Genomic DNA, 25067 nt, shown 5'->3' with positions numbered 1-25067 from the left:
CTTTTTCCATTTTCTGATTCCGCTTGTCTGAACTGATCCCCCGCCAGGAAGGCGCCGCCGTTCTCGTCGGCGTTGACTTTGGGCTGCCCCATTTCGACAGCGAACTCGAGGAACTCGGCCTGCTCGCGCAGACCGCGGGCCTGACGCCTGTCGCCCGACTCACCTGCAAACGCAAGGCACCCGATGCGGCGCTGTTCGTGGGCAGCGGCAAGGCCGACGAGATCAAGGAGCTTGCCGCCATGCACCAGGCGAGCGAGGTCATCTTCGATCAGTCGCTGAGCCCCGCGCAGCAGCGCAACCTCGAGCGCCAGCTCGACATCGCGGTCTACGACCGCACCTTCCTCATTCTCGAAATCTTCGCCCAGCGTGCGCGTTCGCATGAAGGCAAGCTGCAGGTCGAGCTGGCTCGCCTGCAGTATCTCAGCACGCGGCTGGTCCGCCGCTGGTCTCACCTGGAGCGCCAGACCGGCGGTGCAGGTGTGCGCGGCGGCCCGGGCGAGAAGCAGATCGAACTCGACCGCCGGATGATCGGCGAATCGATCAAGCGCACCCGCGAGCGCCTGGCCAAGGTGCAAAAGCAACGCGGCACCCAACGCCGCCAGCGCGAGCGGCGCGAGACTTTCAACATCTCGCTCGTGGGCTACACCAACGCCGGCAAGTCGTCGCTGTTCAATGCGCTGGTCAAGGCGCGCGCCTATGCGGCCGACCAGCTCTTTGCCACGCTCGACACCACCACGCGCAACCTCTACCTCGGCGATGCGCGGCGCCAGGTGTCGATTTCCGATACCGTGGGCTTCATTCGCGACCTGCCTCACGGCCTGGTCGATGCGTTCAAGGCGACGCTGCAAGAGGCGGTCGATGCCGACCTGTTGCTGCATGTGATCGACGCCTCCAACCCCCATTACCCCGAGCAGATGGCCGAGGTGCAAACCGTGCTGCGGGAGATCGGCGCCGACAACGTTGCGCAACTGCTGGTATTCAATAAGCTCGACGCCCTTGAAAGTGCGCAGCATCCGCTGCATCTGCAGGACGAGATGGAAATCGACGGCGTACAGGTTCCCCGTATCTTCCTCAGCGCGAAAAGCGGCGAAGGCGTGCCATTGCTGCGCGCCGAACTGGCCCGGCTCTCGGGCTCGGTAGCCGATACGATGACCCCAGCAGCCGACACTGAATTGCACGATCCTGCCCTTTGATTGGGCACAATCCCGCCACTGACAAGAGAACGAAGCGAATGAATGCAAAGCCAGCGTGGAGAGGGTTTCTGGGCATGTTCAATCTGAACGATGGCCGATGGGGTCGCGGCGATGAGCCGGCGTCCTCCAACGGCGATCGCCCGGCCGGCAACCGTCCTCCGGATGCCGATCCTCCGGGCGCACCGACGCCCCCGCCTTCGGGCAACAACAATAACAACGGCAATCGCCCCCGCGGCCAGGGTCCCAACCAGGGCCCGCCCGATCTCGACGAACTCTGGCGCGACCTCAATCGCAAGCTCGGTGGTTTCTTCGGCGGCGGCAAGGGCGGCGGCAACCGCCCCTCCGGTGGCAACGGTGGCGGCAACGGCTACAAGCCGGACATGAAGAACGCCGGGTTCGGCATCGGCCTCGTCGCTGCCGTGGCAGTGCTGATCTGGCTGGGCACGGGCTTCTTCATCGTCAACGAAGGCCAGCAAGCCGTGGTCACGCAGTTCGGCCGTTACAAGTCGACGGTGAACGCCGGCTTCAACTGGCGCCTGCCGTATCCGATCCAGCGCCATGAAGTGGTGGTGACCTCGCAGATCCGCTCGACCGACGTGGGCCGCGACGCCATCGTGCGGTCCACGGGCCTGCGCGAATCGGCCATGCTGACCGAAGACGAGAATATCGTCGAAATCAAGTTTGCCGTGCAATACCGCCTGAGCAACGCGCAAGCCTGGCTCTTCGAAAGCAAATCGCCGGCTGAAACCATCGTGCAGGTTGCCGAGAGCTCGGTGCGCGAAGTGGTCGGCAAGATGAAGATGGACGCGGCACTCGCTGAAGAGCGCGACCAGATCGCGCCGCGCGTGCGTCAACTGATGCAGACCATCCTCGACCGCTACAAGATCGGCGTCGAAGTCGTGGGCATCAATCTGCAGCAGGGCGGCGTGCGTCCGCCCGAGCAGGTGCAGGCTGCATTCGACGACGTGCTCAAGGCCGGCCAGGAGCGCGAGCGCGCCAAGAACGATGCCCAGGCCTACGCCAACCAGGTTGTGCCGCTCGCGTCCGGAACCTCCTCCCGCCTCAAGGAAGAATCCGAAGCCTACAAGGCGCGCATCGTGGCCCAGGCGCAAGGCGATGCCGGCCGCTTCAGCGCGGTGCTGGCCGAGTACCAGAAGGCGCCGCAGGTGACCCGCGACCGCATGTACACCGATGCCATGCAGCAGATCTATGCCAGCACCACCAAGGTGCTTGTCGACACCAAGGCCGGCTCCAATCTGCTGTACCTGCCGCTCGACAAGATCATGCAGATGAGCGGCAGCAATGCCGCCGCCACACCTGTCGATGCCGCCAGCCCGAGCGTGGCCGGCACCGCGCCGGTCCAGTCGTCGGTCATTCCGGTGGCCCCGCTTACGGGCGAGACCCGTGCTCGCGACGGTCGTTCGCGTGACCGCGACGTGCGCTGATAAAGGCCAAGAAGAACATGAACAGAATCGGATTCATCGCCTCGTCGATCCTCGTCTTGCTCTTGCTGCTGAGCTCGACCCTCTTCGTCGTCGACCAGCGCCAGTTCGGCGTGGTCTATGCCCTGGGCCAGATCAAGAGCGTCATCACCGAGCCCGGCCTCAACTTCAAGTTGCCGCCGCCGTTCCAGAACGTGTCGTACATCGACAAGCGCCTCTTGACGCTGTCGAGTGTCGACACCGAACCCATGCTCACGGCCGAGAAGCAGCGCGTGGTGATCGACTGGTATGTGCGCTGGCGCATCAGCGACCCGCAGGCCTACATCCGCAACGTCGGCCTCGACGAGAACGCGGGCGCCATGCAGCTCAACCGCGTGGTGCGCAACGCCTTCCAGGAAAACATCAACAAGCGCACTGTGCGCGACCTGATTTCGGTGCGCCGCGAGGCCCTCATGGCCGATGTGCAGCGCGAGGTGCTGACCGTCGTGAAGGGCGCCAAGCCCTGGGGCGTGGATGTGGTCGATGTGCGGATCACCCGCGTGGACTACGTGGAAGCAATTACCGAATCGGTCTATCGCCGCATGGAAGCCGAGCGCAAGCGCGTGGCCAACGAACTGCGTTCGACCGGTACGGCCGAAGGCGAAAAGATCCGCGCCGACGCCGACCGCCAGCGTGAAGTGATCGTGGCGAATGCCTACCGCGACGCCCAGAAGATCAAGGGCGAGGGCGATGCCCAGGCCGCCGCTTCGTACAGCGAGGCATTCGGCCGCGACCCGCAGTTCGCCCAGTTCTATCGCAGCCTCGAGGCCTACAAGCAGAGCTTCAACAAGAAGAGCGATGTGCTGGTGGTCGACCCGTCGTCCGACTTCTTCCGCGGCATGCAGAGCTCCGGCTCGGCGGCGGGCAACGCACCGCGTCGCTGATCCGCTCCGGGCTTCGTGAGCGCCGAGACCTTCTGGAGTGCACTGGCGCTCGTCCTGGTGATCGAGGGCATCCTGCCCTTCGTTTCGCCGGGAGGATGGCGCCGCGGCTTCGGGCAGCTGATGCAGCTGCGTGACGGCCAGCTTCGCTTCTTCGGGCTCTGCAGCATCCTGCTGGGCTTGGTATTGCTCTGGATTCTGGCCTGAGGCTCGCCACCCATTGAATGCCCACGCGGGACTCGGGCGCGGTCCCGGTAGAATCCCGGTTTAACCACGCCCCCGATCCCCATGTCCGCCTGGGTCCTCCCGGATCACATTGCCGATGTGCTGCCTTCCGAGGCGCGCCACATCGAAGAACTTCGACGCCAGCTGCTCGATACCGCCCGTGGCTATGGCTACGAGCTGGTGATGCCGCCGCTGCTCGAGCACCTCGAATCGCTGCTGTCAGGCACCGGCGAGGCGCTCGACCTTCAAACCTTCAAGCTTGTCGACCAGATCTCCGGCCGCAGCATGGGCCTTCGAGCCGACACCACCCCCCAGGTGGCGCGCATCGATGCCCATTTGCTGAACCGCGACGGCGTGGCGCGCCTGTGCTACTGCGGTCCGGTGCTCCACACCCGGCCCGACCGCCCGCATGCCACCCGCGAGCCGCTGCAGTTCGGTGCCGAGATCTACGGCCACGCCGGCCTGGAAGCCGACACCGAAACCCTGCTGCTGGCGCTCGACTGCCTCGACGCCGCGGGCCTGCGCGAGGGCGTGATCGTCGACCTGGCCGATGCCCGCATCGTTCGCGCGTTGTTCGCCGGGGTGCCGGTCGATGGCGCCGCGCTCGCCCGTGTGCACGCCGCGCTCGCCGCCAAGGATGCGAGCGAGCTGCATGTGCTCACCAAGGATTTCCCGGCCACTTCGCGCGACGGGCTGCGCGCGCTGGTGCAGCTCTATGGCGACGCGTCGGTGCTCGATGAGGCAGCCAAGGCCTTGAAGGGCACACCGGCCATGGCCGCCGCGCTGGCCGACCTGAAGCAGCTTGCCGCGGGCATCGACGGCACGGCCGGGCGCCAGATCAGTTTCGACCTGGCCGACCTGCGCGGCTACGCCTACTACAGCGGCATGCGCTTCGGCATCTACGTGCCGGGCGCGGCCGATTCGCTGGTGCGCGGCGGCCGCTACGACGAGGTGGGCGCCGTGTTCGGCCGCAACCGGCCGGCCGTCGGCTTCAGCCTCGACGTGCGTGAACTGGTCGGCGTGCTGCCGGCGCGCCCGCTGCGCGCCGCCATCCGCGCGCCCTGGAGCGACGCGGCCGGGCTGCGCCAGGCCATCGCCCAATTGCGCAAGGCCGGTGAAACGGTTGTCTGCGTGCTGCCCGGCCATGGCAGCGAAATCGATGAATTCCATTGCGACCGCGAGCTCGTCGAGCAGGCCGGTCAGTGGAATGTCCGAACGATCTGAATTTTTAAGCAATGGAACGAGCATGAGCGTAACCACCGGAAGAAACGTGGTCGTCGTCGGCACCCAGTGGGGCGATGAAGGCAAGGGCAAGCTGGTCGATTGGCTGACGGAGAGCGCCCAGGGCGTGGTCCGCTTCCAGGGCGGCCACAACGCAGGCCACACGCTGGTCATCAACGGCGTGAAGACCGCGTTGCACCTGATCCCGAGCGGCGTCATGCGGCCCGGCGTCAAGTGCTACATCGGCAACGGCGTGGTGCTGTCGGCCGCCAAGCTCTTCGAGGAAATCGAGGGCCTGGAGAAAGCCGGCGTCGAAGTGCGTTCGCGCCTGCGCATCAGCGAGGCCTGCCCGCTGATCCTGCCATTCCACGCCGCGCTGGACATCGCGCGCGAGACCTACCGCGAAAAGGGCGGGGTCGAAAAAATCGGCACTACCGGCCGCGGTATTGGCCCGGCGTATGAAGACAAGATCGCCCGCCGCGCGCTGCGCGTGCAGGACCTGAAGCACCCCGATCGCTTCGCCGCCAAGCTGCGCGTGCTGCTCGACCTGCACAACCACGTGCTCACGCAGGTGCTGGGCGCACCGGCTGTCGATTTCGACACCGTTTTCGACGAAGCCATGCGCCACGCCGTGCTGCTCAAGCCGATGATGGCCGACGTGTCGCGCGAACTGAACGACGCGCACAAGGCCGGCGCCAACTTGCTGTTCGAAGGCGCGCAGGGCACGCTGCTCGACGTGGACCACGGCACCTACCCGTACGTCACCTCCAGCAACTGCGTGGCCGGCAATGCCGCCGCCGGTTCGGGCGTGGGCCCGGGCATGCTGCACTACATCCTGGGCATCACGAAGGCCTACTGCACGCGCGTCGGCGGCGGTCCTTTCCCCACCGAACTCGACTGGGCCACGCCCGGCACCCCCGGCTATCACATGAGCACCGTGGGCGCTGAAAAGGGCGTGACCACCGGCCGCAGCCGCCGTTGCGGCTGGTTCGACGCCGCGCTGCTCAAGCGCTCGGCGCAGGTCAACGGCCTCTCGGGCCTGTGCATCACCAAGCTGGACGTGCTGGATGGCCTCGAGAAGCTCGAGCTGTGCACCGGCTACGAACTCGACGGCGAAACCACCGACATCCTGCCGATGGGTGCGGACGAAATCGAACGCTGCACGCCGATCTACGAAACCCTCGAAGGCTGGACCGAAAGCACCGTGGGCGTCACGCAATACGACAAGCTGCCGGTCAATGCGCGTCTCTACCTGCAGCGCATCGAGCAGATCACCGGTGTGCCGATCCACATGGTGTCGACCAGTCCCGATCGCGACCACACGATCATGATGCGCCACCCCTACCTTGCTGACTGAAGAGGAAAAAGAACCATGTTGACCGAAGACGGCAAGCATCTCTACGTCAGCTACGACGAGTACCACAACCTGATCGAGAAGCTCGCGATCAAGGTGCATCAGTCGGGCTGGGAGTTCGACACCATCCTGTGTCTCGCGCGCGGCGGCATGCGCCCGGGCGACGTGCTCTCGCGCATCTTCGACAAGCCGCTGGCGATCATGTCGACCAGCTCGTACCGCGCCGACGCCGGCACGGTGCAGGGCCACCTGGACATCGCCCGCTTCATCACCACGCCCAAGGGCGAGATCGCCGGCAAGGTGCTGCTGGTGGACGACCTGGCCGACTCGGGCCACACGTTGCACGCCGTGATGGACATGCTGCGCAACAACTACAAGCCCATCACCGAACTGCGCAGCGCGGTGATCTGGACCAAGGCGCTGTCGACCTTCACGCCCGACTACTCGGTCGAGTACCTGGCGACCAATCCCTGGATCCACCAGCCCTTCGAGGGCTACGACTCCCTCGGCGCCGAGAAGCTGCTGGAGAAGTGGTCGGTCTGATCAACCTTTGATCAGGCCTGGCACGATCCGTCGCCGGAAGTGAGCATCGCGGTGTAGCGCCGCTGCATCTCTTCCGGCGTCAGTTTTTCGATGCTGTGGCCCACGTTCCAGCGGTGGCCGAAGGGGTCCCTGAACACCCCGGAGCGCTCGCCATAGAACTGGTCCTGCGGCGCCATGTCCAGCGTCGCGCCGGCAGCCACGGCCCGCGCCACCACGGCGTCGGCATCGTCCACATGCAGATGCAGCGTTACCGCGCTGCCGCCCAGCGTCTTGGCGCTGCGGATGTTGAACTCGGCGAACTCGTCCGAAATCATCAGGATCGCGCCGTTGTGGAAGTCCAGCTCCGCATGGCCGATGCGCCCGCTGGGCTCGGTGAGGCGAAAGATTTCCTTCACCTCGAAGACCTCGCAGTAAAAGTCGATGGCCGCACCGGCGTCGTCGACGCAGAGATACGGGAAGAGCTCGTGGATCGCCATGGGGTTTGCCTTTCGCTTTCGAAGAGAGGGGAAGCCGGTGATTCGTGGCGCCGATTCTGGGCCGCCGCGCCGCTACCGTCTTGAACGAATTTGACCCGCGGCCACAGCCGCCGGAACGTGCCGCGGCGATTCCGCACCCGTCCGCCGCCATGCCTGCGGTGACATGCCCGCCAGCGCGGCGAACTCACGGCTCAGATGTGCCTGGTCGCTGTAGCCGGCGGTGAGCGCAATGTCGACCCAACTGCGAGCCGGATCGGCAGCCAACGCCAGCGCGCGGTCGAAGCGCATCACGCGCGCGTATTCCTTGGGGCTGAGTCCGATGGCGCCACGAAAAAGCGCGATGAAGCGGCGGTGGCTGTAGCCGCTCTGCATCACCAGCCCCGCAATGGAAGGGTTCTCGCGCGCCAGCGTGCCGAGCGTTGAGGCGATGGCCGGGTGCAGGCCGTGCAGGCCGGCGCACAGCGAGGCAACGATGCGTTGGATGAGCAGGGCTTCGAAAACTGAGAGTTGTTGTTCGAGCTCGCCTGCCGCATGGACCCGATCCAGCGCGGCATCGGTCTGCTGTGCGCCCCAGAGTGCGTCGAGCGCCGTGTGCCGGCCGGCCAGTGCGTCTTCAGGCGCGCCCAGCAGCGCCCGGGCGGCGCCGGGCTCGAGTTGCGCGCCGACCGATCGCGTCGCCACTGACACGTCGCGCATGTAGAAGGCGGAACGCGCGCCGCCGACGATCGCATAGCCGTGCGTGTGGCCTTGTGCATCGTCGGCATTGCCGAAGAGCTTCAACGGCGGACCCGAAAGGCGAAACACCAGATGCATGCCGCCGGTGGGAAGCACATGCTCGCGCGCGCCCGGCCGTTCGGCCGGCGCGCCGTCGGGCGCCGAGGCCCACAGCAGCCTGACGAAGGGCCGCAGGTGAGGCGCAGGGGGCCGCGTCAGTTGCATGCTTTGCGGCTCATGAGGTCAGGCTGTTGCCCATCGGCGCATTGTGCCGCCGGGAGGGGCGGGCAGGCGCCATGCGCCGGCACGCAAATTCCCCCTTGGGAACGGGCGCGCTAGCATCGGCACATGAGCAAGCCTTCGACACAACTGATCCACCACCCCTACACCCCGCCCGCCACCTTCGCCGCGCCGCAGCCGGGCGTGTTCAAGGCATCGACCGTCTTCTTCGCCGACGTGGCCGCCATGCGTGCCCGCGACTGGAAGACCAAGGCCGGCTACACCTACGGCCTGCACGGCACGCCGACCACCTTCACCCTCGAGGAGCGCCTGGCCACGCTCGAAGGCGGCACCGAATGCCTGCTGGTGCCCAGCGGCCTGGCGGCGATTTCGCTGGTGTCGTTCGCGTTCCTCAAGACCGGCGATGAGGTGCTGATTCCCGACAACGCCTACGGTCCCAACAAGGCGCTGGCCACCGGCGAACTCGCCAACTTCGGCATCACCCACCGCATGTACGACGCGATGAATCCGGCCGACCTGGAAGCCAAGATCTCGCACCGCACGCGGCTGGTCTGGGTCGAGGCGGCGGGCTCGGTGACGATGGAGTTTCCGAACCTGCCCGCGCTTGTGGACATCTGCCGCGCGCGCGGCGTCACAACCGCGCTGGACAACACCTGGGGCGCCGGCCTGGCCTTCTCGCCCTTCGATTTCAACGGCACGGGGCAGGGCGTCGACATCTCGGTGCACGCGCTCACCAAATACCCGAGCGGCGGCGGCGACGTGCTGATGGGCAGCGTGGTCACCAACGACGAGCGGCTGCACCGCGCGCTCAAGCTGGCCCACATGCGCATCGGCTTCGGCATCGGCGTGGGCGACGTGGAAACGCTGCTGCGCTCGCTGCCGAGCATCGGCCTGCGTTACGCCGCGCACGACCGCGCGGCGCGCGAGCTGGCCGGCTGGCTCAACGGCTGCGAAGAGATCGCGCAGGTGCTGCACCCCGCGCTGGAGGACTCGCCCGGCCATGCCAACTGGCGCGCACTGTGCGGCGCGACCGACCTGGCGGCGGGCTTGTTCTCGGTCGTGTTCGACGAGCGCTACAGCAGCGAGCAGGTCGACCGTTTCTGCGATAGCCTGAAGCTCTTTCGCCTCGGCTATTCATGGGGTGGGCCGATCAGCCTGGTGGTGCCCTACGACATCGGCCTGATGCGCGATGCGAGCGTGGCGCGCTGGCCGCACAAGGGCACGCTGGTGCGCTTTTCGATCGGCCTGGAGGACGTGGGCGACCTGCGCGCCGACCTTCAGCAAGCATTGGTGCAGATGTAATCAGGGTGTATTTTTTGCCGTGCATGGGCGCCGGTCGGGGGTCTTGGGACTGCACCGTTATCGCTTACAGTAGGCCAACGCGCAGTCACCGTGACTGCCTCGCCCCAAGGAGAAGCAGTGGCAACACCAAATTACGGCTACGAGAAGCGCCAGAAAGAACTGGCCAAGAAGAAGAAGAAGGAAGAAAAGCTCCGCGAAAAGCAGTACCGCAAGCTCTCCCCGAGCAACGACGGACTGGCACCCGGAGATCCGGAAACCGATGTGGCCTCGCTCGAACGCGATCCCCCCACGGTGCCCGAGTTGCCCACCAAGAACGGTTGATCCGCTCCTGGCATCCCTCTCAAGAAGCCGCCGCAGGCCTGCGCCTGCGGCGGCTTTTTCATTCGGCTTGCCGGGTGCTACTTGGGCAACAGCTTGCGCAGCTCCGGCCACACGTTGTCGAGCAACTGCGGCTGCGCTGCGGCGGTGGGATGGATGCGGTCGGCCTGGAACAGCGAGATCGCATCGGGCGCATCGGCCACGCCCTTGAGCAGGAACGGTACGAGCGCCGCCTTGGTGGTGCCCGCCACCTTGGAGAACACCGCCTCGAAGCGCCGCGTGTAGTCGCCGCCGTAGTTCGGCGGCACCTGGATGCCGACGATCAGCACCTTCGCACCCGCAGCCTGCGCGGCCTTGGTGATCTGCAGCAGGTTGTCTTCGGTGTTCGCAAGGGGCAGGCCGCGCAGCGCGTCGTTGGCGCCGAGCTCCACCACCACGTGGCTGGGCTTGTGCTGTGCCAGCAGCGCCGGAAAGCGGGCGCGTCCGCCGGAACTGGTGTCGCCGCTGATGCTGGCGTTGACCACGGTGGCCGCGATCTTCTGCTGGGCAAGCCTTTTTTCCAGCAAGGGTACCCAGCCTTCGCCGCGCTTCAAGCCGTACTCTGCGCTCAGCGAATCGCCCAGCACCAGGATGACTGGCTTGCCGGCGCCCGAGGTGGCCTGGGCTTGCGCCGCGGCCATCCATGCCCCCGCGCTGCCTAGCGCGGCGGTGGTCAAGATAAAGTCACGTCGATTCAAAACCAAAGCCTTTCCATGTCCCATCCCCCGTCTGATGCCATTGTCGCCGTCGAGCATGTCTTCAAGTCCGTCACCGATTCGGCCGGCACGCTGGACATTCTGCAGGACATCCATTTCACCTTGGGCGCGCGGGAGACCGCAGCCATCGTCGGCGCCTCGGGCTCCGGCAAGAGCACCTTGCTGTCGATCATTGCCGGGCTCGATACGCCCACGCGCGGCACGGTCAAGCTCGCGGGCGACGACATCTTCGCCATCGACGAGGACGAGCGCGCTGCCCTGCGGGCCCAGCGCGTGGGTTTCGTGTTCCAGAGCTTCCAGCTGCTGGGCAACCTGAGCGCGCTCGAAAACGTGATGCTGCCGCTGGAGCTGGCCAACCGCAAGGACGCGCGCAAGGCCGCCACCGAAATGCTCGGCCGCGTCGGCCTCGGCCAGCGGCTGGGCCACTATCCCAAGGTGCTGTCGGGCGGCGAGCAGCAGCGCGTGGCGCTGGCCCGGGCCTTCGTGGTGCAGCCGGCCCTGCTGCTGGCCGACGAGCCCACCGGCAGCCTCGACTTTGCAACCGGCGAACAGGTGATGAAGCTGATGTTCGACCTGAACCGCGAACTCGGCACCACGCTGGTGCTGGTCACCCACGACCGCGGCATCGCGGCGCGTTGCGAGCGCCGCATCACCATCGAGGCCGGGCGCGTGTCGCTCAACGAAAAAACACCGGTGTCGACGGTCGAACAAGCGGCCTGATCTGCCCGGCTGGCAGCGGGTGGGCCGATAGAGAACACAAAACAGGACGAGGAGAGACCCCATGGAGAAGCTTCCACCCGAAGCCATCGCCGCGCTGCAGCGCGGCAGCCTGATCGAGGCCATCAAGATCGTGCGCGACAAGACCGGCCTGGACCTCAAGTCGGCCAAGGAAGCCGTCGAGCGCCACGCCAACCGGTCCCACGGGGCTCAGGACGATTCGCAGGACTGGCAGGAAGGCGACTGGGGCCGCGGCGAGCCCGAGTCGACGGCGGGCATGCAGGGCAACGGCCCCGCCGCCTTGCCTGCCGCTGCGCTCGCGGCGCTGGCGCGCGGCAACAAGATCGAGGCCGTCCGCCTCACGCGCGAGGCCACAGGCCTGGGCCTGGCCGAATCCAAGCACCTGGTGGACAACCACCGGAACCCGGTGGCCGGCGACTTCGGCCATGTGTCGTCCAACCTGCCCACCAACCCCATGGCCGAGCCGGGCCGTGTGGCGGGCGGCGGCAACAAGTGGGTGCCGATCGTCCTGGTGCTGCTGCTCGTGGCGCTGGCATGGATCTACTTTGCAAAGGGTGCCTGAAGCGATGATCGTTCCGCAGTTCTGGGCCGAAGGCCGTATCCAGGAACGCGTTGCAGGCAAGCAGATCACCGTGCGGCGCTACGGCTGGTCCGACGACAGCCCGGTGGCCGCGCAGGCCCACGCCGACCAGCGCACCCGCGAAGCCTTCGACCGCATCGCGAGCGGCGAGACGCTCGACCGCCGCGAGCGCAAGCTGGCCTACAACGGCGCCAACGGCGTGCCGATCCGCGAGGAGATCGTCGAGCGCCAGGGCGACAGCGTCGTCACCCGCAACGGCTACGGCGCGCGCTGCCTCAACACGCCCGATGTGCTGTTCGTCGACATCGATTTCGAAGAAGCCCTGCGTACCAGCGTGTTCGGCTATGCGCTGGTGCCCGCGTTGATCGTGGGCATCATCGGCGGCTGGGCAGCCAAGACCTGGGTGGGCGGGCTCATCGCCGCCATCGTGGTGTTCGCCGTGGCCTACCGCATCGGCCTGGCCAAGAAGCGGGGGGAGGCCAGCATCACTCCTGCGCCCGAGAAGCGCGCGGCCGAGCGCATCGGCCGTTTCATGCACCAGCATCCCGACTGGCATCTGCGCGTCTACCGCACGCCCGCCGGATTCCGCCTGCTGGCGATGCACGATGTCTTCAGCCCCCACGACATGACGGTGGCCGACTGCTTCCAGGCGATGGACGTGGACAAGGTCTATGCGCGCATGTGCCGCAACCAGAACTGCTTTCGCGCCCGCCTGAGCGCCAAGCCCTGGCGCATCGGCATCGTTGATCACATCCGGCCGCAGCCGGGCGTCTGGCCCGTCTCGCCCGAGAAGCTGCCCGCTCGCGACGCCTGGATCGCGCAGTACGAAAAGGCCGCCGAAGGCCATGCCGCCTGCCAGTATCTGGAGAGCGTCGGCAACACCGCGCGGGTGCATCCGAACGCGCTGGCGGTGCAGGAACTTCACGACGAGCGCACGCGTGCGCTCAGCGGCCTTCCTGTCGCCTGAAGCGGGCCGGATTCATTCGGGAAACACCGCGGAACCGGCTTTGCCGGGCCGCTGGTGTCGGGTAGGGATAATCAGGGGATGTCTTCCCCCAAAGTGATCTTCGGCTTCCATGCCGTGGGCGTGCGCATCAAGACCGCGCCCAAATCGGTGCTCGAAGTGATGTTCGACGCCAGCCGGCGCGATGCGCGCATGAAGCAGTTCATTGCCCGCGCACAAGACGCCGGTGTGCGGCTGGTCGAGGCCGACGGCCTGCGCCTGGCCAAGCTCAGCGGCAGCCACGGCCACCAGGGCGTGGTCGCGCGGGTCGAGCCTGCTGCGCAAATCCATTCGCTCGACGAACTGCTCGAAGGCCTCGAAGCGGCCGGCACCGTGCCGCTGCTGCTGGTGCTCGACGGTGTGACCGACCCCCACAACCTCGGCGCGTGCCTGCGCGTGGCCGACGGCGCCGGCGCCCATGCGGTCATTGCACCCAAGGACCACGCGGCCGGCATCAACGCCACCGTGGCCAAGGTGGCGAGCGGCGCGGCCGAGACGGTGCCGTATTTCATGGTGACCAACCTCGCGCGCACGATGAACGAGCTCAAGGAGCGCAGCATCTGGTGCGTGGGCACCAGCGACGATGCGCCGGGCACCATCTACCAGACCGACCTGAAGCGCCCCCTGGCGCTGGTGCTGGGCGCCGAGGGCGACGGCATGCGCCAGCTCACCCGCAAGACCTGCGACGAGCTCGTGAGCATCCCGATGGCCGGAGCGGTCGAGAGCCTGAACGTCTCGGTGGCCAGCGGCGTGTGCCTCTACGAGGCGATGCGCCAGCGCATCGCCTGATCGCGCATCAGCCTTTGGGCGGCGGTCCACCCTTGCGGTGGAAGTAGATGAGCTCCGCCACGCGCCGCATCTGCGGCGTGCCGAGCAGATGATTGAACATCCAGTCGCTCTGGAAGTTGTCGAAGGCCCAGCGCAGCGAGCGCTTGAGCAGAAAGCGCGGGTAGCTGCGCACGAACCAGGTGGCTGGGTCGTCCACTTCACCGCGCACGAAGCGCGCCACCGCCTCGCCGGCCCGCTCCCCGTGCTGCAGCGCGGTGTGGATGCCGCCTGCCGTCACCGGCGACACCATGCCGGCCGCATCGCCCACCAGCAGCGCACGTTCGCGAGCGACCACAGGCAGCACGCCGCCGCACGGGATCATTCCGGCGCGCACGGCGATGGGCGGTGCATCGCCGGGCGAGACCACCGATGCGATCTTCTGCAGGAAGGGTGCGAGCCGCAGCGCGCTCGCGTCGTTGCGGCCCATGCGGCGCGCCAAACCGATCTGGCTCACGCCGACGCCGTCGAGCGCCCAGCCGATGTAGCCGGGCGCAAGCCGGCGGTCGATGAAGCAATGCAGCAGATCGGGCGCCATGCGTGCGCCTTGGTATTCATGCTCGATGCCGTAGAGAAAACGCGTGTTGCGCGAGAGGCCCAGTGCCTTGGCCACGCGCGAATGCGGCCCATCGGCACCGACGAGGTAGGTCGCCGTGATGCAGGGGCCTTGCGTCACCGGCACTTCCCAGCGGCCGTCCACCCACAGCGCCTGCTCGAACAGCGTGCCCAGCCGCACGTCGACGCCGCAGGCCCGCGCGGAGTCCACCATCCAGTCGAGCAGCGCGGGTGCATCGGTGGCCCAGAACCAGTAGCCGGGCGCGTGCAGGTCGACGTGGCGCATGTTGGGTGCGTAGAGCCGCACGCCTTCGATGCGGCGAACCAGCGCGGGCGGCACCTCGGCCAACCATGGCACGCTGTCGACGGCGTCCTTGACGATGATTCCGGTGGTGTGGAGCTTGGCGCCGGCGCTGGTCTTCTTCTCGACCACCATCACGCTGAGCCCGGCAAGCGCCGCAGCCCGGGCGCAGGCGAGGCCGGCAAAGCTGGCGCCTACAACAAGCAGATCGACCTTGACATGGCCGAAGCCGCCGCCGACAGAAGAAGCCGGTGCGGGGCAGGGCGCGGCGAGCGAATAGGAAAGCGGGGAGAAGAAGCTGGAAGAGGAGTGCATGGGCAGCTGAACCGGGCAATGCGCACCACGGCTTGTGGTGCGCATGCGAAGTTAGCTACGCCATGTGCGGGCGGCGTGAAGCCTGTGTGAACCCGCGAGGCTCAGAGGATCACGATGGATCTTTGCCGCGGGTGCGAGCGACCGCGCTGAAGATGCCGATGCCCAGAAGGATCATCGCCCCGATGCCGATATAGATCGTCGGAACCCCGGCCACCGAGGCGCCCCAGGCCACGCCGCCCAAGAAGATCAAGAATCCGACCATGTAAAGCGCAAAAGACATCATGTTCCTCCGGTATCTGAGATGTCTCGCAGTATCCCGACCGGCCAGGCCCTGCGAACCGGCTGGCATCGCCTCTGCGTGTGGGAGCTTGCCTACCGCGCCCGACTTTCCATGGCTTCTGCCGGGCTACAGCGGGCAGGCGACCAGCAGATAGCGGCAGGCGCTTCGCCCCAGCGCCTTGAAGACCAGGGGACGGTCCACGCCGAAGTCCAGGCAATCGCCGGGTGCGAGTTCGAAGCGGTCGTCGCCGTAGTCCACCCGCAGTGCGCCTTCGAGCATCCACAGGCACTGCCGGTAGGGCTTGCCGCTCCATCGCGGATAGCCGACCTGCGCCGAGCGCGGCAGTTCGACCTCGACCAGTTCCACGCCGCTGCCCGCGCTGCGCTCGGCGATCTGGCGGCGCAAGTAGCCTGCCTCCGGGTCGCGCCAGACCTCCTGCGATGCCCGCGTGCGCAGCCGTTGGGGCTGCGCCTTCTCCTCGGTGAGCAACTGCGCCAACGAAACGCCAAGGCCCGCCGCCAGCTTGCCGAGCAACACCGCCGTAGGGCTGCTCTGCGCCCGCTCCACCTTCGAGATCATTGCCTTGCTGACGCCCGACAGTTCGGCCAGCTGGACCAGACTCAGCCCCTTGCCTTGCCGGAGCGCCAGCAGCCGGGTCGCGATGAGCGCGTCGATGTTGTCCTCGGGCACTTGGGCAGCAGGTGAAGTGTTTCTCATATGAGATTATTATTCTCTTATATTGAACGACGGCAACGCCAATACACACCATGCGCCTTATCGCCTGTACCGAGGAAGCCCATTCGGGCGCCATCCTCGCCATCCTCAACGAAGCCATCGTCACATCGACCGCGCTGTACGACTACAAGCCGCGCACGCCCGAGAACATGGTCGCCTGGTTCGCCGCCAAGCGCGCCAACGGCTTTCCGCTGATCGGCGCGGAAGACGAGAGCGGCGAGCTGCTGGGCTTTGCGAGCTATGGCGCGTTCCGGACTTTTCCGGCCTACAAGTACACCGTCGAACACTCGGTGTACGTGGCCTCGGGGCACCGCGGTGCGGGCCTCGGCCGCACGCTCATGGAGGCCATCATTGCCGAGGCGATGGTGCGCGACGTGCATGTGATGGTGGGTGCCATCGACGCTGCCAATGCGGGCAGCATCGGCCTGCACGAGCGCCTGGGTTTCGAGCACTCAGGCACCGTGCGGCAGGCCGGTTTCAAGTTCGGCCGCTGGCTCGACGTGGCCTTCTACCAGCGCATTCTTGCGACGCCGCTGAATCCGGTCGACGGATAGGCGCAGGAAGCGCAGCGGCTCAGGCGGCCGTTTCGTCGCTGGCGCGGTCCAGCATGCCGATGGTGCCGGCGTCCAGCTTCAGCTGCGTAGCTACCACCAGCTCTTCGAGCTGGGCGACGGAGGTGGCGCTGGCAATCGGCGCGGTCACGCCCGGCCGGGCGATCTGCCACGCAATCGCTACCTGCCCCGGCTTGGCGTTGTACTGCTGCGCCACCTTGTCCAGCGCCTCCAGGATGCGCAGGCCGCGCGGATTCAGGTACTTCTTGGTCGTGTTGGCGCCGCGCGCGCTCTTGGCGGCATCGGCCTCGGTGCGGTACTTGCCGGTCAGGAAGCCGGCGGCCAGCGCGTAGAAGTTGATGACGCCGACCTCGCGCTTGATGCACAGCGGCTCCAGATCGTCTTCGAACACCGCGCGGTCGTACAGGTTGTACAGCGGCTGCAGGCTCTCGTAGCGCGCCAGCCCCAAGCGCTCCGACACGTCCAGCGCCTCGGCCAGCCGCGGCGCGGTGTAGTTGGAGGCGCCGATGGCGCGCACCTTGCCTTCCTTGATGAGCGCGTCGAAGGCGCCCAGCGACTCTTCGAGCGGCGTGCCGGCGTCGTCGTCGTGCGACTGGTAGAGGTCGATGTAGTCCGTCTGCAGGCGCTTGAGCGAGGCCTCGACCGCCTCGCGGATGTACTTGGGCGAGAGGCCCACCTTGCCTTCGCCCATCGGCTTGCCGACCTTGGTGGCCAGCACCACGCGGTTGCGCTTGCCGCTTTGCTTGAGCCACTTGCCGATGATGGTTTCCGATTCGCCGCCCGTGTGCCCCGGCACCCATGCCGAGTACACGTCGGCGGTGTCCACAAAGTTGAAGCCCGCGTCCAGCCAGGCATCGAGCAGCTTGAACGAAGCGGCCTCGTCCACCGTCCAGCCGAAGACATTGCCCCCGAAGGCGAGCGGCGAAACCAGGAGGCCGGAGCGGCCGAGCGGGCGAAGTTGCGACATGAAGAAATTTTCCTGAAAGAAGAAGGAGAAGACAGTCAGACGAAGCCTACGCTGCCGAGCAGCGCACCGGCCGCCAGCAGCCAGAGCAGGTGAATGCGCGTGCGCCAGACGATAAGCGCGGCCACGCCGCTCAGCAGCCACAGGTGCCATGCGGGCGCATCGCCGGCATGGTTACCCGCGGCCAGCACCCAGCCGGTGGCGACAAGGAGGCCCACCACCACCGGCGCCATGCCTTGCTTGAAGGCGCGCACCTCGCGCCGGGTGCGGTTGCGGTGGCCCCAGCGGGTGGCGAAGTAGGTGAGGGTGGTACTCGGCAGCATGATGCCGACCATGGTGACCAGCAGGCCGAACAGGCCGAGCAGCCAGGCCATGGGCCCCGCGCCGATGCCGCCGCCCGCGTTGAGCCCGACGTTCCAGCCCATCAGCGCGACGAACAGCACATTGGGCCCGGGCGCGGCCTGCGCGATGGCGACCGACGAGCTGAACTGCGCATCGGTGAGCCAGGCATGCTGGGTGACCAGGTAGCGGTGCATGTCGGGCACCGTGGTGATCGCGCCGCTGATCGAGAGCAGCGAGAGCAGCAGGTACTGGCCGAAGAGCGCCAGCCAGTCGTGCCATTGCATCGAGATCAGCATCGAAAAACCTCCGCCCTCGGCCGGGGTGCAAGCGGGACTGGCGAGGTGCGTTGCCCGCTCATGGCGCGATCTTTCGCCAGGTCCAGACGCAGGCCGCGCCTCCCACCACCAGCAACACCCATCCCAGCGGAATCTTGAACAGCGCGATGGCCGAGAACACCAGCGCCATGATCCCCAGGCAGGCCGCAAAGCCCAGCGGATGCTTGCGCAGTTGGGGAATCAGCTTGATGCCGGTGGCCGCAATCAGCCCACCCGACACCGCGCCCATGCCGCGCAATGCGCCGGCCACCTGCGGATTGGCCGCGTAGTGCGCGTAGAGCACCGCCAGCGCAAGGATCACCCCCAGGGGAATGGTCAGCATGCCCGCCACCGCGGCCAGGGCGCCGCGCAGGCCGAAGTAGCGATCGCCGATCATCAGGGCGAGGTTGATCACGTTGGGGCCCGGCATCACCTGGGCCACCGCCCAGTCTTCGAGAAACTGCTCGGGTGTGAGCCACTTCTTCTTCTCGACCATCTCGCGCTGCACGATGGCCAGGACACCGCCGAATCCCTGCAAGGCGAGCCAGGTGAACGAAACAAAAAGGTCGCGTGGCGACCGCGGCTGCGGGGGATCGTGCGGTGCGGCCGTGTCGAAGGAAGGCGGGTGCATGTGCGTGCGATTATCGTAGGCAGGCCTGCAACATGCCGGGCACCGCACTGACATTCCTCAAGGCCGCCCAACCGGGAGACTCATCCTCATGCAAAAAATAAGTGCGCTCTTCGATCTGTGCAAACGGGCCTTCGCGTCGTGGTCGAACGACTACGCACCCAGCATGGGGGCCGCGCTCGCCTACTACACCGTGTTCTCCATCGCGCCGCTGCTGCTGATCGTGATCGCGGTGGCGGGGCTGGTCTTCGGCCAGGAGGCCGCGCGCGGAGAAATCTTTGCCCAGCTCTCGGGCCTCATGGGCGAGCAGGGCGCGGCCGCGGTGCAGGGCATGCTGCAGGCAGTCAACAAGCCGACCGAGGGCATCGTGGCCACTGTGATCGGCATCGGCCTTCTGGTGATCGGCGCGACCACCGTGTTCGGCGAGCTGCAGGACGCGCTCGACCGCATCTGGCGCGCCCCGGCCCGAGCGACCAACAAAGGCCTCTTCAACATGCTGCGCGTGCGGCTGCTGTCGTTCAGCATGGTCATGGGCATCGGCTTCCTGCTGATGGTGTCGCTGGTGGCCAGCGCGGCGCTGGCGGCGCTCGGCAAATGGTGGTCGCCGATGTTCGGTGCATGGGAAAGCCTGGCGCAGGCGGTGAACTTCGTCTTCAGCTTCGCGATGGTGACGGTGATCTTCGCGATGATCTACAAGATCATGCCGCGCGCGAAGGTGCAGTGGCGCGACGTGTGGGTGGGGGCGGCGGTCACGGCCTTGCTGTTCACCGTGGGCAAGCACCTGATCGGTCTGTACATCGGCAAGAGCAGCGTGGCCTCGGGCTATGGCGCGGCGGGCTCGCTGGTGGTGGTGCTGGTGTGGGTGTACTACTCGGCGCAGATCTTCCTGCTGGGCGCGGAGTTCACCTGGGTCTATGCGCGCACCTACGGCTCGATGAAAGACAAGGCGGATGCGCCCGATGCAAAGCCGTCGCCCACACGCGACGTGCCTTTGGCGCGCAACGACGCCTGAGCAGCTTCATTCAACCCGCGAAGCCGCCGTCGTCCAGAAACTTCTGTTCTTCGGCGGTATTGGTGCGCCCGAGCATCCGGTTGCGGTGCGGAAAGCGCCCGAAGCGCGCCACGATGTCCCGATGCAGCACCGCGAAGCGCTGCGTGTTGGGGTCCAGTGCGGAATTCAGCTCGACCGAACGTTCCTGTTCGGCCAGCACTTCCGAGTGCATGAAGGGCAGGTAGAAGAAGGGACGCAGTTCTTTTTCGAGTTGCCGGTCGAAGCCCTCGGCCAGCGCCTTCTTTGCCACGGACAGCGCGAGGCTGTCGGTGGCCAGCATGTGCGGGTTGTTGCGCCAGGCGTTGCGCGGCAACTGGTCCAGCAGCACCAGGAGGGCCAGCGTGCCTTCGGCGTCGCCGGTCCAATGGTCCAGCTCGCCGCGCGCGGCGGCATGGTGCGCGGCCGAGAAGCGCGAGAGGAAATCCGCGTCGAAGGCATCGCTCTTTGCGAACCAGCGTGCGGGGCCGGCCTGGCGCCAGAAATCGACCACTTCGCGGGCCGACGGGAGTTGCGGGAGGTCTTTGGAGGTCATCGTTGCATTCTCCGTGGCTTGCATTTTGTGCGGTGGCGGGGCCGGCAAAGACGGGGCGGTGGCCGACACGGCGAGCCACCCTCGCTGCCTATGCTGGCGAAGCTTTCAATAACCAGGAGACAAACGCATGACCAGATACGGCACCCTTTTGCGTGCAGCACTCATCACCGGCGTGGCCAGTGCCGCGCTGGCCGGCTGCGGGATGATGTCCAAGGCGAACACCGCCAGCTTCAGCGGCGCCATGAACGCGGCCAGCGAAGTCCCGCCCAACATGACGCGCGGCAGCGGCATGGCCGAAGCCTGGCTCAACCGCGACACCAATGTGCTGAAGTACAAGATCACCTACACCGGCCTGAGCGGCCCGGCCACGGCGGCACACTTCCACGGCCCCGCGGTGGCCGGTGCCAATGCCGGCGTGGTGCTGCCCTTCGCCAATGCGGCCAGCCCGATCGAAGGCCAGGCCACGCTCACGCCGGCACAGGCAGCCGACCTGGTGGCCGGCAAGTGGTACGCCAACATCCACACTGCCGCGAATCCGGCCGGCGAAATCCGCGGGCAGATGCTGCCGAAGATGTGATCCTGTAAAGGCTTGAGGCCTCAGGGGGCGGCGCGGCCTTCGTCAGGTTGGCGCCGCAGTGCTGGTGTCAAATGACGGCATGACATTGAAGAAGCCTCGTGCCGCCGCCCAGACCCTCAACACTTTCGCGGCACGCCGCGAAGACATGCGCGATGCGCGCAAGGCCCTCGTGCTGCAAGGCGGAGGCGCGTTGGGCGCCTACCAGGCGGGCGTGTACGCCGCGCTCAGCGAAACCGCGCTTCAGCCCCATTGGATCGCCGGTGTTTCTATCGGCGCCATCAACGCCGCGCTGATCGCCGGCAACGCGCCCGAGCACCGGGTCGACAAGCTGCGCGAGTTCTGGCACCTCGTTTCGTCCGGCCCGTCGCAGCGCCTGCCCGCGTGGTTCGGCGACCGCGCCACGCAGAACCAGTTCAGTGCCGCCATGGCGTCGGTGGTCGGCATTCCGGGCTTCTTCGAGCCGCGCTATTCGCCTTCGTTGTGGATGGGCGGCGCGGCGCCTCTCTTGAGCTACTACGACACTTCACCGCTCAAGGCCACGCTCGAACGCCTGATCGACTTCGACCGCATCAACCACTGCGAGGCCCGCTTCAGCGTGGGCGCGGTCAACGTGCGCACCGGCAACTCGGTGTACTTCGACAACACCCGCCAGCGCATCGGCCCCGAGCACATCATGGCCAGCGGCGCGCTGCCGCCGGGCTTTGCGCCGGTGCACATCGACGGCGACGACTACTGGGACGGCGGCATCGTCTCGAACACGCCGCTGCAGTACGTGCTGGACATTCATCCCCGCAACGAACCCCTGGTGGTGCTGCAGGTCGACCTGTTCAATGCGCGCGGCGAGATGCCGCACAACATGGCGGGCGTGATGGAGCGGCAGAAGGACATCACCTATTCGAGCCGCACCCGCATGAACACCGACGCGCTGGCGGCCAACATGAACCTGCAGCAGGCCATTGCCGACCTGATCACCAAGCTGCCGGCCAGCCTGCGCAAGGACCCCAGCGTGCTCGCGGTGCAGTCGCAGCTCACGCACGAGCCCATCGACATCTTCCATCTGATCTACCGCGACAAGCCCTACGAACTCGACTCGAAGGACTACGAGTTCTCTCGCGCCGCGGTCGAGGAGCACTGGGAGTCGGGCGTGCGCGACATGCGCAAGACGCTCGCGCATCCCGAAACCCTGCGCGCCGACGCCACGGTGAACGGCGTGACCACCTTCGACCTGGGCGAGCACGGCTCGGGCCGGGTCAAGCGGCCGGGGCTTTCGCGCTGAGCAAGTGGCGCCGGCGGCGGATCAGGTTCGACTAAGAAAGCAGCGCCAGACTGGGCCGGTCACTTCAACAGGAGGAAATGTCCATGAACATTGAAGACGTGCGGCGCCAGGCCTTCGCCATGCCGCTGACCAGCCCCGCCTTTGCGCCCGGACCGTACCGGTTCATGCGCCGCGAATTTCTCGTCGTCACCTATCGCACCGACATGGACGCGCTGCGCGCCGTGGTGCCCGAGCCGCTCGAAGTGGTGGAGCCGCTGGTGAAGTACGAATTCATCCGCATGCCCGACTCCACCGGCTTCGGCGACTACACCGAGTCGGGCCAGGTCATTCCGGTGCAGCTGCGCACCGCCAAGGGCGTGGAGCAGGGCGCGTATGTGCATGCGATGTACCTCAACGACCATCCGCCGATTGCCGGCGGCCGCGAGCTCTGGGGCTTTCCGAAAAAGCTGGCATCGCCGGTGCTCGACTACGAGACCGACGTGATCGTCGGCACGCTGGACTACGGCAAGGTGCGCGTGGCCCAGGCGACCATGGGCTTCAAGCACCGGGCACTGGACCCCGCGCCGATTCTTGCGGGCATTGCGCAGCCGAACTTCCTGCTCAAGATCATTCCGCACGTCGACGGCACGGCCCGCATCTGCGAGCTGGTGCGCTATCACATGGTCGATGTCACGCTGCACGGCGCGTGGACCGCCCCGGCTTCGCTCGAACTGCATCCGCATGCGTTGGCGCCGGTGGCCGATCTGCCGGTGCGCAAGGTCGAATCGGCGGTGCACTACATCGCGGACATGACGCTGGCTTTAGGCACAGTCGAGCACGACTATCTCGCCTGATTCCTGCTTGTCTTCTTTTTACCCAACCTCAAGGACATTCACCATGCAACTCAAGGACAAGGTCGCCTATATCACCGGCTCGGCCAGCGGCATCGGCAAGGAAATCGCGATCCTCTTCGCGCAGGAAGGCGCAAAGATCATCATTGCCGACCTCAACAAGGAAGCAGCCGACGCAACGGCCGCCGAGCTCAAGGCCACGGGCGCCGAGGCCATCGGCGTGGCTGTGGACGTGACCAATGAAGACCAGGTCAACGCCTCGGTCGAAGAGGGTGCCAAGGCCTTCGGCGGCATCGACATCCTGATCAGCAATGCCGGCATCCAGATCGTGCATCCGGTCGAGGAATTCAGCTTCGCCGACTGGAAGAAGATGCTTGCGATTCACCTCGACGGCGCGTTCCTCACCACCAAGGCGTGCCTGAAGCACATGTACGCGCAGGGCCGCGGCGGCAGCGTGATCTACATGGGCTCGGTGCACTCCAAGGAAGCCTCGCTGCTGAAGGCGCCCTACGTCACGGCCAAGCACGGGCTCATCGGCCTGGCCAAGACGGTCGCCAAGGAAGGCGCCAAGCACGGCGTGCGCGCCAACGTGATCTGCCCGGGCTTCGTGCGCACGCCGCTGGTCGAAAAGCAGATTCCCGAGCAGGCCAGGACGCTGGGCATCAGCGAAGAGGAAGTCATCAAGAACGTGATGCTCAAGGAAACGGTGGATGGCGAATTCACCACGACCGAGGACGTGGCGCGCGTGGCGCTGCTGTTTGCGGGGTTTCCGACCAACGCGTTGACGGGGCAGTCGCTGGTGGTGAGCCACGGCTGGTTCATGCAGTAGGGATTTTTCCTTCCCCCAAAGGGGGGAAGGAGCAAGACGGGCGCTACAGCTTCAGCTCCCAGGTTTCGCCCACGAGCTGTTTCCCATAGCTCTCGTGCGGCTCCGATTTCGTGAGCTGGAAGCCGCGCGTCGCATAGATGCCGCGCGCGGCCGAGAGACAGCTGTTGGTCCATAGCACCATCTTCCGGTAGCCCTTCAGGCGCGCGAAGGCGATGCATTCGTCCACCAGCTTGCCGCCGAGCCCCAGGCCGCGCGCACCGGGCGTCAGGATCAGCATGCGCAACTGCGCCACGCTGGCCGACTTGCGCACCACGAAGATCGAGCCGACGCGCTCGCCGTTGCGTTCGGCGATCCAGCAACGCTCCCATTCGGGCTGGAACTTGAGCAGGAACTCGCTGGCAATGCCGGCCACCAGCGCCTCGAAGCTGCTGTCCCAGCCGTACTCTCGCGCATAGATTTCGCCGTGCTGCTGCACCACCCAGCCGATGTCGCCGGGCGCGGGGTCGCGCAGCACCACGGCCTGCGGCTTTGCCGGCGGGGCGTGCGCATCGAGCAGCGATTGCACCGTGCCCATGGCCTGCACCAGCTGCTGTCGCTGGGCGGGCGCCAGCGTGGCGAGCAGCGCGGCCGCCTCGTCGCGCGATTTCTGTTGCAGCGGCGCAAACGCGGCATGGCCGGCGTCGGTCAGGCGCAACACGCTTTGCCGGGCGTCCCGTGCATGAGGCTCGCGGGTGAGCCAGCCTTCGGATTCGAAGCGGCGAAGGATGCGGCTCATGTAGCCCGCATCCAGCCCCAGGTCGCGGCCGATCTCGCTGGCCACGGCAATTTCGCGGTGCGCGAGCTCGTACAGCACCCGCACGTCGGTCAGCGACATGGCGCCGCCCAGGTAGGGGTCGAGGGCGCCGATGCGGCGGGTGTAAAAGCGGTTGAATTGCCGGATCGCCTTCACGGCGGAGCTGTCAACAGCAGTTGAAGGAAGGGACATGATTGCCATTGTCATTGAATTGGTTGACTTTGGCAATCAATTGAGGCCTCCGACGGGCGCGGTCACAGGATGTTTGTCGCGACACGAATGGTGGAAAACCCTAAAATCGAGGGTTGCCCACCACAGCGCCGC

30 protein-coding genes are annotated in these 25067 nt (G+C 66.5%); 19 read left to right on the top strand and 11 right to left on the bottom strand.

Annotation, left to right across the window (positions count from 1 at the left end):
• The first annotated feature begins 23 nt into the window (after nucleotides 1-23).
• The 7 genes from hflX to ABIC90_RS07780 all read left to right on the top strand — a co-directional run bounded on the left by hflX (nucleotide 24) and on the right by ABIC90_RS07780 (nucleotide 6898).
• Complete coding sequence (hflX, locus tag ABIC90_RS07810; protein ID WP_354353517.1) at nucleotides 24-1193, top strand: GTPase HflX; 1170 nt, start codon at nucleotides 24-26, stop codon at nucleotides 1191-1193.
• Nucleotides 1194-1267: 74 nt separating this feature from the next.
• Nucleotides 1268-2638 (top strand): FtsH protease activity modulator HflK, encoded by a 1371-nt coding sequence (gene hflK / locus ABIC90_RS07805; RefSeq protein ID WP_354353516.1) that lies wholly within the window; start codon nucleotides 1268-1270, stop codon nucleotides 2636-2638.
• Between the two features lie 17 nt (nucleotides 2639-2655).
• Nucleotides 2656-3558, top strand: coding sequence for a protease modulator HflC (gene hflC, locus ABIC90_RS07800; RefSeq protein ID WP_354353515.1), 903 nt, complete (start codon nucleotides 2656-2658; stop codon nucleotides 3556-3558).
• A 15-nt stretch (nucleotides 3559-3573) separates the two neighbouring features.
• Nucleotides 3574-3762 (top strand): DUF2065 domain-containing protein, encoded by a 189-nt coding sequence (locus tag ABIC90_RS07795; protein WP_280807112.1) that lies wholly within the window; start codon nucleotides 3574-3576, stop codon nucleotides 3760-3762.
• An 81-nt stretch (nucleotides 3763-3843) separates the two neighbouring features.
• The gene (locus tag ABIC90_RS07790; RefSeq protein WP_354353514.1) at nucleotides 3844-5004 is read left to right on the top strand and encodes an ATP phosphoribosyltransferase regulatory subunit; all 1161 of its coding nucleotides are present in this window, start codon (nucleotides 3844-3846) and stop codon (nucleotides 5002-5004) included.
• Between the two features lie 22 nt (nucleotides 5005-5026).
• Entirely contained in the window at nucleotides 5027-6358 is a 1332-nt protein-coding gene (locus ABIC90_RS07785; protein ID WP_354353513.1) for an adenylosuccinate synthase, read from the top strand.
• A gap of 15 nt (nucleotides 6359-6373) precedes the next feature.
• On the top strand, nucleotides 6374-6898 hold the full coding sequence (locus tag ABIC90_RS07780; RefSeq protein ID WP_013542102.1) for a phosphoribosyltransferase: 525 nt from the start codon (nucleotides 6374-6376) through the stop codon (nucleotides 6896-6898).
• Between the two features lie 11 nt (nucleotides 6899-6909).
• Here the strand turns inward: ABIC90_RS07780 and ABIC90_RS07775 are convergent, their stop codons facing one another.
• Both ABIC90_RS07775 and ABIC90_RS07770 read right to left on the bottom strand, forming a co-directional pair.
• Nucleotides 6910-7374, bottom strand: a complete 465-nt coding sequence (locus ABIC90_RS07775; protein ID WP_354353512.1) for a VOC family protein — start codon at nucleotides 7372-7374, stop codon at nucleotides 6910-6912.
• A gap of 72 nt (nucleotides 7375-7446) precedes the next feature.
• Nucleotides 7447-8313: a helix-turn-helix domain-containing protein gene (locus ABIC90_RS07770; RefSeq protein WP_354353511.1), complete on the bottom strand. Its 867-nt coding sequence runs from the start codon at nucleotides 8311-8313 to the stop codon at nucleotides 7447-7449.
• A 123-nt stretch (nucleotides 8314-8436) separates the two neighbouring features.
• Between ABIC90_RS07770 and ABIC90_RS07765 the strand changes: the two genes are divergently transcribed.
• Together ABIC90_RS07765 and ABIC90_RS07760 are read left to right on the top strand one after the other, a co-directional pair.
• A complete protein-coding gene (locus ABIC90_RS07765; protein WP_354353510.1) occupies nucleotides 8437-9630 on the top strand; it encodes a PLP-dependent transferase in 1194 nt (397 codons plus the stop codon).
• Between the two features lie 117 nt (nucleotides 9631-9747).
• Complete coding sequence (locus ABIC90_RS07760) at nucleotides 9748-9951, top strand: hypothetical protein (protein WP_354353509.1); 204 nt, start codon at nucleotides 9748-9750, stop codon at nucleotides 9949-9951.
• 77 nt (nucleotides 9952-10028) lie between these two features.
• On the opposite strand, the gene ABIC90_RS07755 is transcribed toward ABIC90_RS07760, so the two are convergent.
• Nucleotides 10029-10628: an arylesterase gene (locus ABIC90_RS07755; RefSeq protein ID WP_354353667.1), complete on the bottom strand. Its 600-nt coding sequence runs from the start codon at nucleotides 10626-10628 to the stop codon at nucleotides 10029-10031.
• Nucleotides 10629-10700: 72 nt separating this feature from the next.
• Here ABIC90_RS07755 and ABIC90_RS07750 point away from each other — a divergent pair, with 72 nt between their 5' ends.
• From ABIC90_RS07750 to rlmB, 4 genes are all read left to right on the top strand, one after another.
• Entirely contained in the window at nucleotides 10701-11423 is a 723-nt protein-coding gene (locus ABIC90_RS07750; RefSeq protein WP_354353507.1) for an ABC transporter ATP-binding protein, read from the top strand.
• Nucleotides 11424-11484: 61 nt separating this feature from the next.
• Nucleotides 11485-12003 (top strand): hypothetical protein, encoded by a 519-nt coding sequence (locus ABIC90_RS07745; RefSeq protein ID WP_354353506.1) that lies wholly within the window; start codon nucleotides 11485-11487, stop codon nucleotides 12001-12003.
• A 4-nt stretch (nucleotides 12004-12007) separates the two neighbouring features.
• Complete coding sequence (locus tag ABIC90_RS07740; RefSeq protein ID WP_354353505.1) at nucleotides 12008-12988, top strand: hypothetical protein; 981 nt, start codon at nucleotides 12008-12010, stop codon at nucleotides 12986-12988.
• Between the two features lie 78 nt (nucleotides 12989-13066).
• Nucleotides 13067-13813 carry a 23S rRNA (guanosine(2251)-2'-O)-methyltransferase RlmB gene (gene rlmB, locus ABIC90_RS07735; RefSeq protein WP_354353504.1) on the top strand — a complete coding sequence of 249 codons (747 nt, stop codon included), beginning with the start codon at nucleotides 13067-13069 and terminating at the stop codon, nucleotides 13811-13813.
• Nucleotides 13814-13820: 7 nt separating this feature from the next.
• Here rlmB and ABIC90_RS07730 read toward each other — a convergent pair whose 3' ends face one another.
• The 3 genes from ABIC90_RS07730 to ABIC90_RS07720 form a co-directional block, all read right to left on the bottom strand.
• Nucleotides 13821-15020, bottom strand: a complete 1200-nt coding sequence (locus ABIC90_RS07730) for an NAD(P)/FAD-dependent oxidoreductase (RefSeq protein ID WP_354353503.1) — start codon at nucleotides 15018-15020, stop codon at nucleotides 13821-13823.
• A gap of 109 nt (nucleotides 15021-15129) precedes the next feature.
• Nucleotides 15130-15300 (bottom strand): hypothetical protein, encoded by a 171-nt coding sequence (locus tag ABIC90_RS07725; RefSeq protein WP_354353502.1) that lies wholly within the window; start codon nucleotides 15298-15300, stop codon nucleotides 15130-15132.
• Nucleotides 15301-15426: 126 nt separating this feature from the next.
• A complete protein-coding gene (locus ABIC90_RS07720) occupies nucleotides 15427-16017 on the bottom strand; it encodes a helix-turn-helix domain-containing protein (protein WP_354353501.1) in 591 nt (196 codons plus the stop codon).
• Nucleotides 16018-16067: 50 nt separating this feature from the next.
• On the opposite strand from ABIC90_RS07720, the gene ABIC90_RS07715 reads away from it, so the two are divergent.
• Nucleotides 16068-16589 carry a GNAT family N-acetyltransferase gene (locus ABIC90_RS07715; protein WP_354353500.1) on the top strand — a complete coding sequence of 174 codons (522 nt, stop codon included), beginning with the start codon at nucleotides 16068-16070 and terminating at the stop codon, nucleotides 16587-16589.
• A 19-nt stretch (nucleotides 16590-16608) separates the two neighbouring features.
• Here ABIC90_RS07715 and ABIC90_RS07710 read toward each other — a convergent pair whose 3' ends face one another.
• From ABIC90_RS07710 to ABIC90_RS07700, 3 genes are read right to left on the bottom strand one after another with little or no spacing between them, the layout of a single operon-like run.
• Nucleotides 16609-17574: an aldo/keto reductase gene (locus tag ABIC90_RS07710; RefSeq protein WP_354353499.1), complete on the bottom strand. Its 966-nt coding sequence runs from the start codon at nucleotides 17572-17574 to the stop codon at nucleotides 16609-16611.
• Between the two features lie 35 nt (nucleotides 17575-17609).
• Complete coding sequence (locus ABIC90_RS07705; protein ID WP_354353498.1) at nucleotides 17610-18209, bottom strand: chromate transporter; 600 nt, start codon at nucleotides 18207-18209, stop codon at nucleotides 17610-17612.
• A gap of 58 nt (nucleotides 18210-18267) precedes the next feature.
• Nucleotides 18268-18858: a chromate transporter gene (locus ABIC90_RS07700; RefSeq protein WP_354353497.1), complete on the bottom strand. Its 591-nt coding sequence runs from the start codon at nucleotides 18856-18858 to the stop codon at nucleotides 18268-18270.
• Nucleotides 18859-18946: 88 nt separating this feature from the next.
• Between ABIC90_RS07700 and ABIC90_RS07695 the strand changes: the two genes are divergently transcribed.
• Nucleotides 18947-19867: a YihY/virulence factor BrkB family protein gene (locus ABIC90_RS07695; RefSeq protein ID WP_354353496.1), complete on the top strand. Its 921-nt coding sequence runs from the start codon at nucleotides 18947-18949 to the stop codon at nucleotides 19865-19867.
• Between the two features lie 10 nt (nucleotides 19868-19877).
• Here the strand turns inward: ABIC90_RS07695 and ABIC90_RS07690 are convergent, their stop codons facing one another.
• Entirely contained in the window at nucleotides 19878-20438 is a 561-nt protein-coding gene (locus tag ABIC90_RS07690) for a DUF924 family protein (protein ID WP_354353494.1), read from the bottom strand.
• Between the two features lie 127 nt (nucleotides 20439-20565).
• On the opposite strand from ABIC90_RS07690, the gene ABIC90_RS07685 reads away from it, so the two are divergent.
• From ABIC90_RS07685 to ABIC90_RS07670, 4 genes are all read left to right on the top strand, one after another.
• Nucleotides 20566-21015: a CHRD domain-containing protein gene (locus ABIC90_RS07685; RefSeq protein ID WP_354353493.1), complete on the top strand. Its 450-nt coding sequence runs from the start codon at nucleotides 20566-20568 to the stop codon at nucleotides 21013-21015.
• A 145-nt stretch (nucleotides 21016-21160) separates the two neighbouring features.
• Entirely contained in the window at nucleotides 21161-22291 is a 1131-nt protein-coding gene (locus ABIC90_RS07680) for a patatin-like phospholipase family protein (protein WP_436318182.1), read from the top strand.
• An 83-nt stretch (nucleotides 22292-22374) separates the two neighbouring features.
• Complete coding sequence (locus tag ABIC90_RS07675; RefSeq protein WP_354353491.1) at nucleotides 22375-23124, top strand: acetoacetate decarboxylase; 750 nt, start codon at nucleotides 22375-22377, stop codon at nucleotides 23122-23124.
• A gap of 43 nt (nucleotides 23125-23167) precedes the next feature.
• Nucleotides 23168-23950 (top strand): 3-hydroxybutyrate dehydrogenase, encoded by a 783-nt coding sequence (locus ABIC90_RS07670; protein ID WP_354353490.1) that lies wholly within the window; start codon nucleotides 23168-23170, stop codon nucleotides 23948-23950.
• Nucleotides 23951-23993: 43 nt separating this feature from the next.
• Here ABIC90_RS07670 and ABIC90_RS07665 read toward each other — a convergent pair whose 3' ends face one another.
• Nucleotides 23994-24944 (bottom strand): bifunctional helix-turn-helix transcriptional regulator/GNAT family N-acetyltransferase, encoded by a 951-nt coding sequence (locus ABIC90_RS07665; protein WP_354353489.1) that lies wholly within the window; start codon nucleotides 24942-24944, stop codon nucleotides 23994-23996.
• Between the last annotated feature and the right edge of the window lie 123 nt (nucleotides 24945-25067).

This window comes from Variovorax boronicumulans (assembly GCF_040544675.1).
Classification (GTDB): Bacteria; Pseudomonadota; Gammaproteobacteria; order Burkholderiales; family Burkholderiaceae_C; genus Variovorax; species Variovorax boronicumulans_D.
Note: the sequence above shows the minus strand (reverse complement) of the source record. Positions and strands in the feature narration are given on the sequence as shown.

Excerpts from the sequence above, each read along its gene's own strand:
- ABIC90_RS07690 (WP_354353494.1), bottom strand. The coding sequence starts at position 20,438 with ATGACCTCCAAAGACCTCCCGCAACTCCCGTCGGCCCGCGAAGTGGTC.
- ABIC90_RS07790 (WP_354353514.1), top strand. The coding sequence starts at position 3,844 with ATGTCCGCCTGGGTCCTCCCGGATCACATTGCCGATGTGCTGCCTTCC.
- ABIC90_RS07705 (WP_354353498.1), bottom strand. The coding sequence starts at position 18,209 with ATGCTGATCTCGATGCAATGGCACGACTGGCTGGCGCTCTTCGGCCAG.
- ABIC90_RS07770 (WP_354353511.1), bottom strand. The coding sequence starts at position 8,313 with ATGCAACTGACGCGGCCCCCTGCGCCTCACCTGCGGCCCTTCGTCAGG.
- ABIC90_RS07675 (WP_354353491.1), top strand. The coding sequence starts at position 22,375 with ATGAACATTGAAGACGTGCGGCGCCAGGCCTTCGCCATGCCGCTGACC.
- ABIC90_RS07740 (WP_354353505.1), top strand. The coding sequence starts at position 12,008 with ATGATCGTTCCGCAGTTCTGGGCCGAAGGCCGTATCCAGGAACGCGTT.
- hflC (WP_354353515.1), top strand. The coding sequence starts at position 2,656 with ATGAACAGAATCGGATTCATCGCCTCGTCGATCCTCGTCTTGCTCTTG.
- ABIC90_RS07670 (WP_354353490.1), top strand. The coding sequence starts at position 23,168 with ATGCAACTCAAGGACAAGGTCGCCTATATCACCGGCTCGGCCAGCGGC.
- hflK (WP_354353516.1), top strand. The coding sequence starts at position 1,268 with ATGTTCAATCTGAACGATGGCCGATGGGGTCGCGGCGATGAGCCGGCG.
- ABIC90_RS07730 (WP_354353503.1), bottom strand. The coding sequence starts at position 15,020 with ATGCACTCCTCTTCCAGCTTCTTCTCCCCGCTTTCCTATTCGCTCGCC.
- ABIC90_RS07765 (WP_354353510.1), top strand. The coding sequence starts at position 8,437 with ATGAGCAAGCCTTCGACACAACTGATCCACCACCCCTACACCCCGCCC.
- ABIC90_RS07755 (WP_354353667.1), bottom strand. The coding sequence starts at position 10,628 with ATGGCCGCGGCGCAAGCCCAGGCCACCTCGGGCGCCGGCAAGCCAGTC.
- ABIC90_RS07680 (WP_436318182.1), top strand. The coding sequence starts at position 21,161 with ATGCGCGATGCGCGCAAGGCCCTCGTGCTGCAAGGCGGAGGCGCGTTG.
- ABIC90_RS07745 (WP_354353506.1), top strand. The coding sequence starts at position 11,485 with ATGGAGAAGCTTCCACCCGAAGCCATCGCCGCGCTGCAGCGCGGCAGC.
- ABIC90_RS07785 (WP_354353513.1), top strand. The coding sequence starts at position 5,027 with ATGAGCGTAACCACCGGAAGAAACGTGGTCGTCGTCGGCACCCAGTGG.
- ABIC90_RS07715 (WP_354353500.1), top strand. The coding sequence starts at position 16,068 with ATGCGCCTTATCGCCTGTACCGAGGAAGCCCATTCGGGCGCCATCCTC.
- ABIC90_RS07685 (WP_354353493.1), top strand. The coding sequence starts at position 20,566 with ATGACCAGATACGGCACCCTTTTGCGTGCAGCACTCATCACCGGCGTG.
- ABIC90_RS07700 (WP_354353497.1), bottom strand. The coding sequence starts at position 18,858 with ATGCACCCGCCTTCCTTCGACACGGCCGCACCGCACGATCCCCCGCAG.
- ABIC90_RS07750 (WP_354353507.1), top strand. The coding sequence starts at position 10,701 with ATGTCCCATCCCCCGTCTGATGCCATTGTCGCCGTCGAGCATGTCTTC.
- ABIC90_RS07665 (WP_354353489.1), bottom strand. The coding sequence starts at position 24,944 with ATGGCAATCATGTCCCTTCCTTCAACTGCTGTTGACAGCTCCGCCGTG.
- ABIC90_RS07695 (WP_354353496.1), top strand. The coding sequence starts at position 18,947 with ATGCAAAAAATAAGTGCGCTCTTCGATCTGTGCAAACGGGCCTTCGCG.
- ABIC90_RS07725 (WP_354353502.1), bottom strand. The coding sequence starts at position 15,300 with ATGTCTTTTGCGCTTTACATGGTCGGATTCTTGATCTTCTTGGGCGGC.
- ABIC90_RS07775 (WP_354353512.1), bottom strand. The coding sequence starts at position 7,374 with ATGGCGATCCACGAGCTCTTCCCGTATCTCTGCGTCGACGACGCCGGT.
- ABIC90_RS07780 (WP_013542102.1), top strand. The coding sequence starts at position 6,374 with ATGTTGACCGAAGACGGCAAGCATCTCTACGTCAGCTACGACGAGTAC.
- ABIC90_RS07720 (WP_354353501.1), bottom strand. The coding sequence starts at position 16,017 with ATGAGAAACACTTCACCTGCTGCCCAAGTGCCCGAGGACAACATCGAC.
- ABIC90_RS07710 (WP_354353499.1), bottom strand. The coding sequence starts at position 17,574 with ATGTCGCAACTTCGCCCGCTCGGCCGCTCCGGCCTCCTGGTTTCGCCG.
- rlmB (WP_354353504.1), top strand. The coding sequence starts at position 13,067 with ATGTCTTCCCCCAAAGTGATCTTCGGCTTCCATGCCGTGGGCGTGCGC.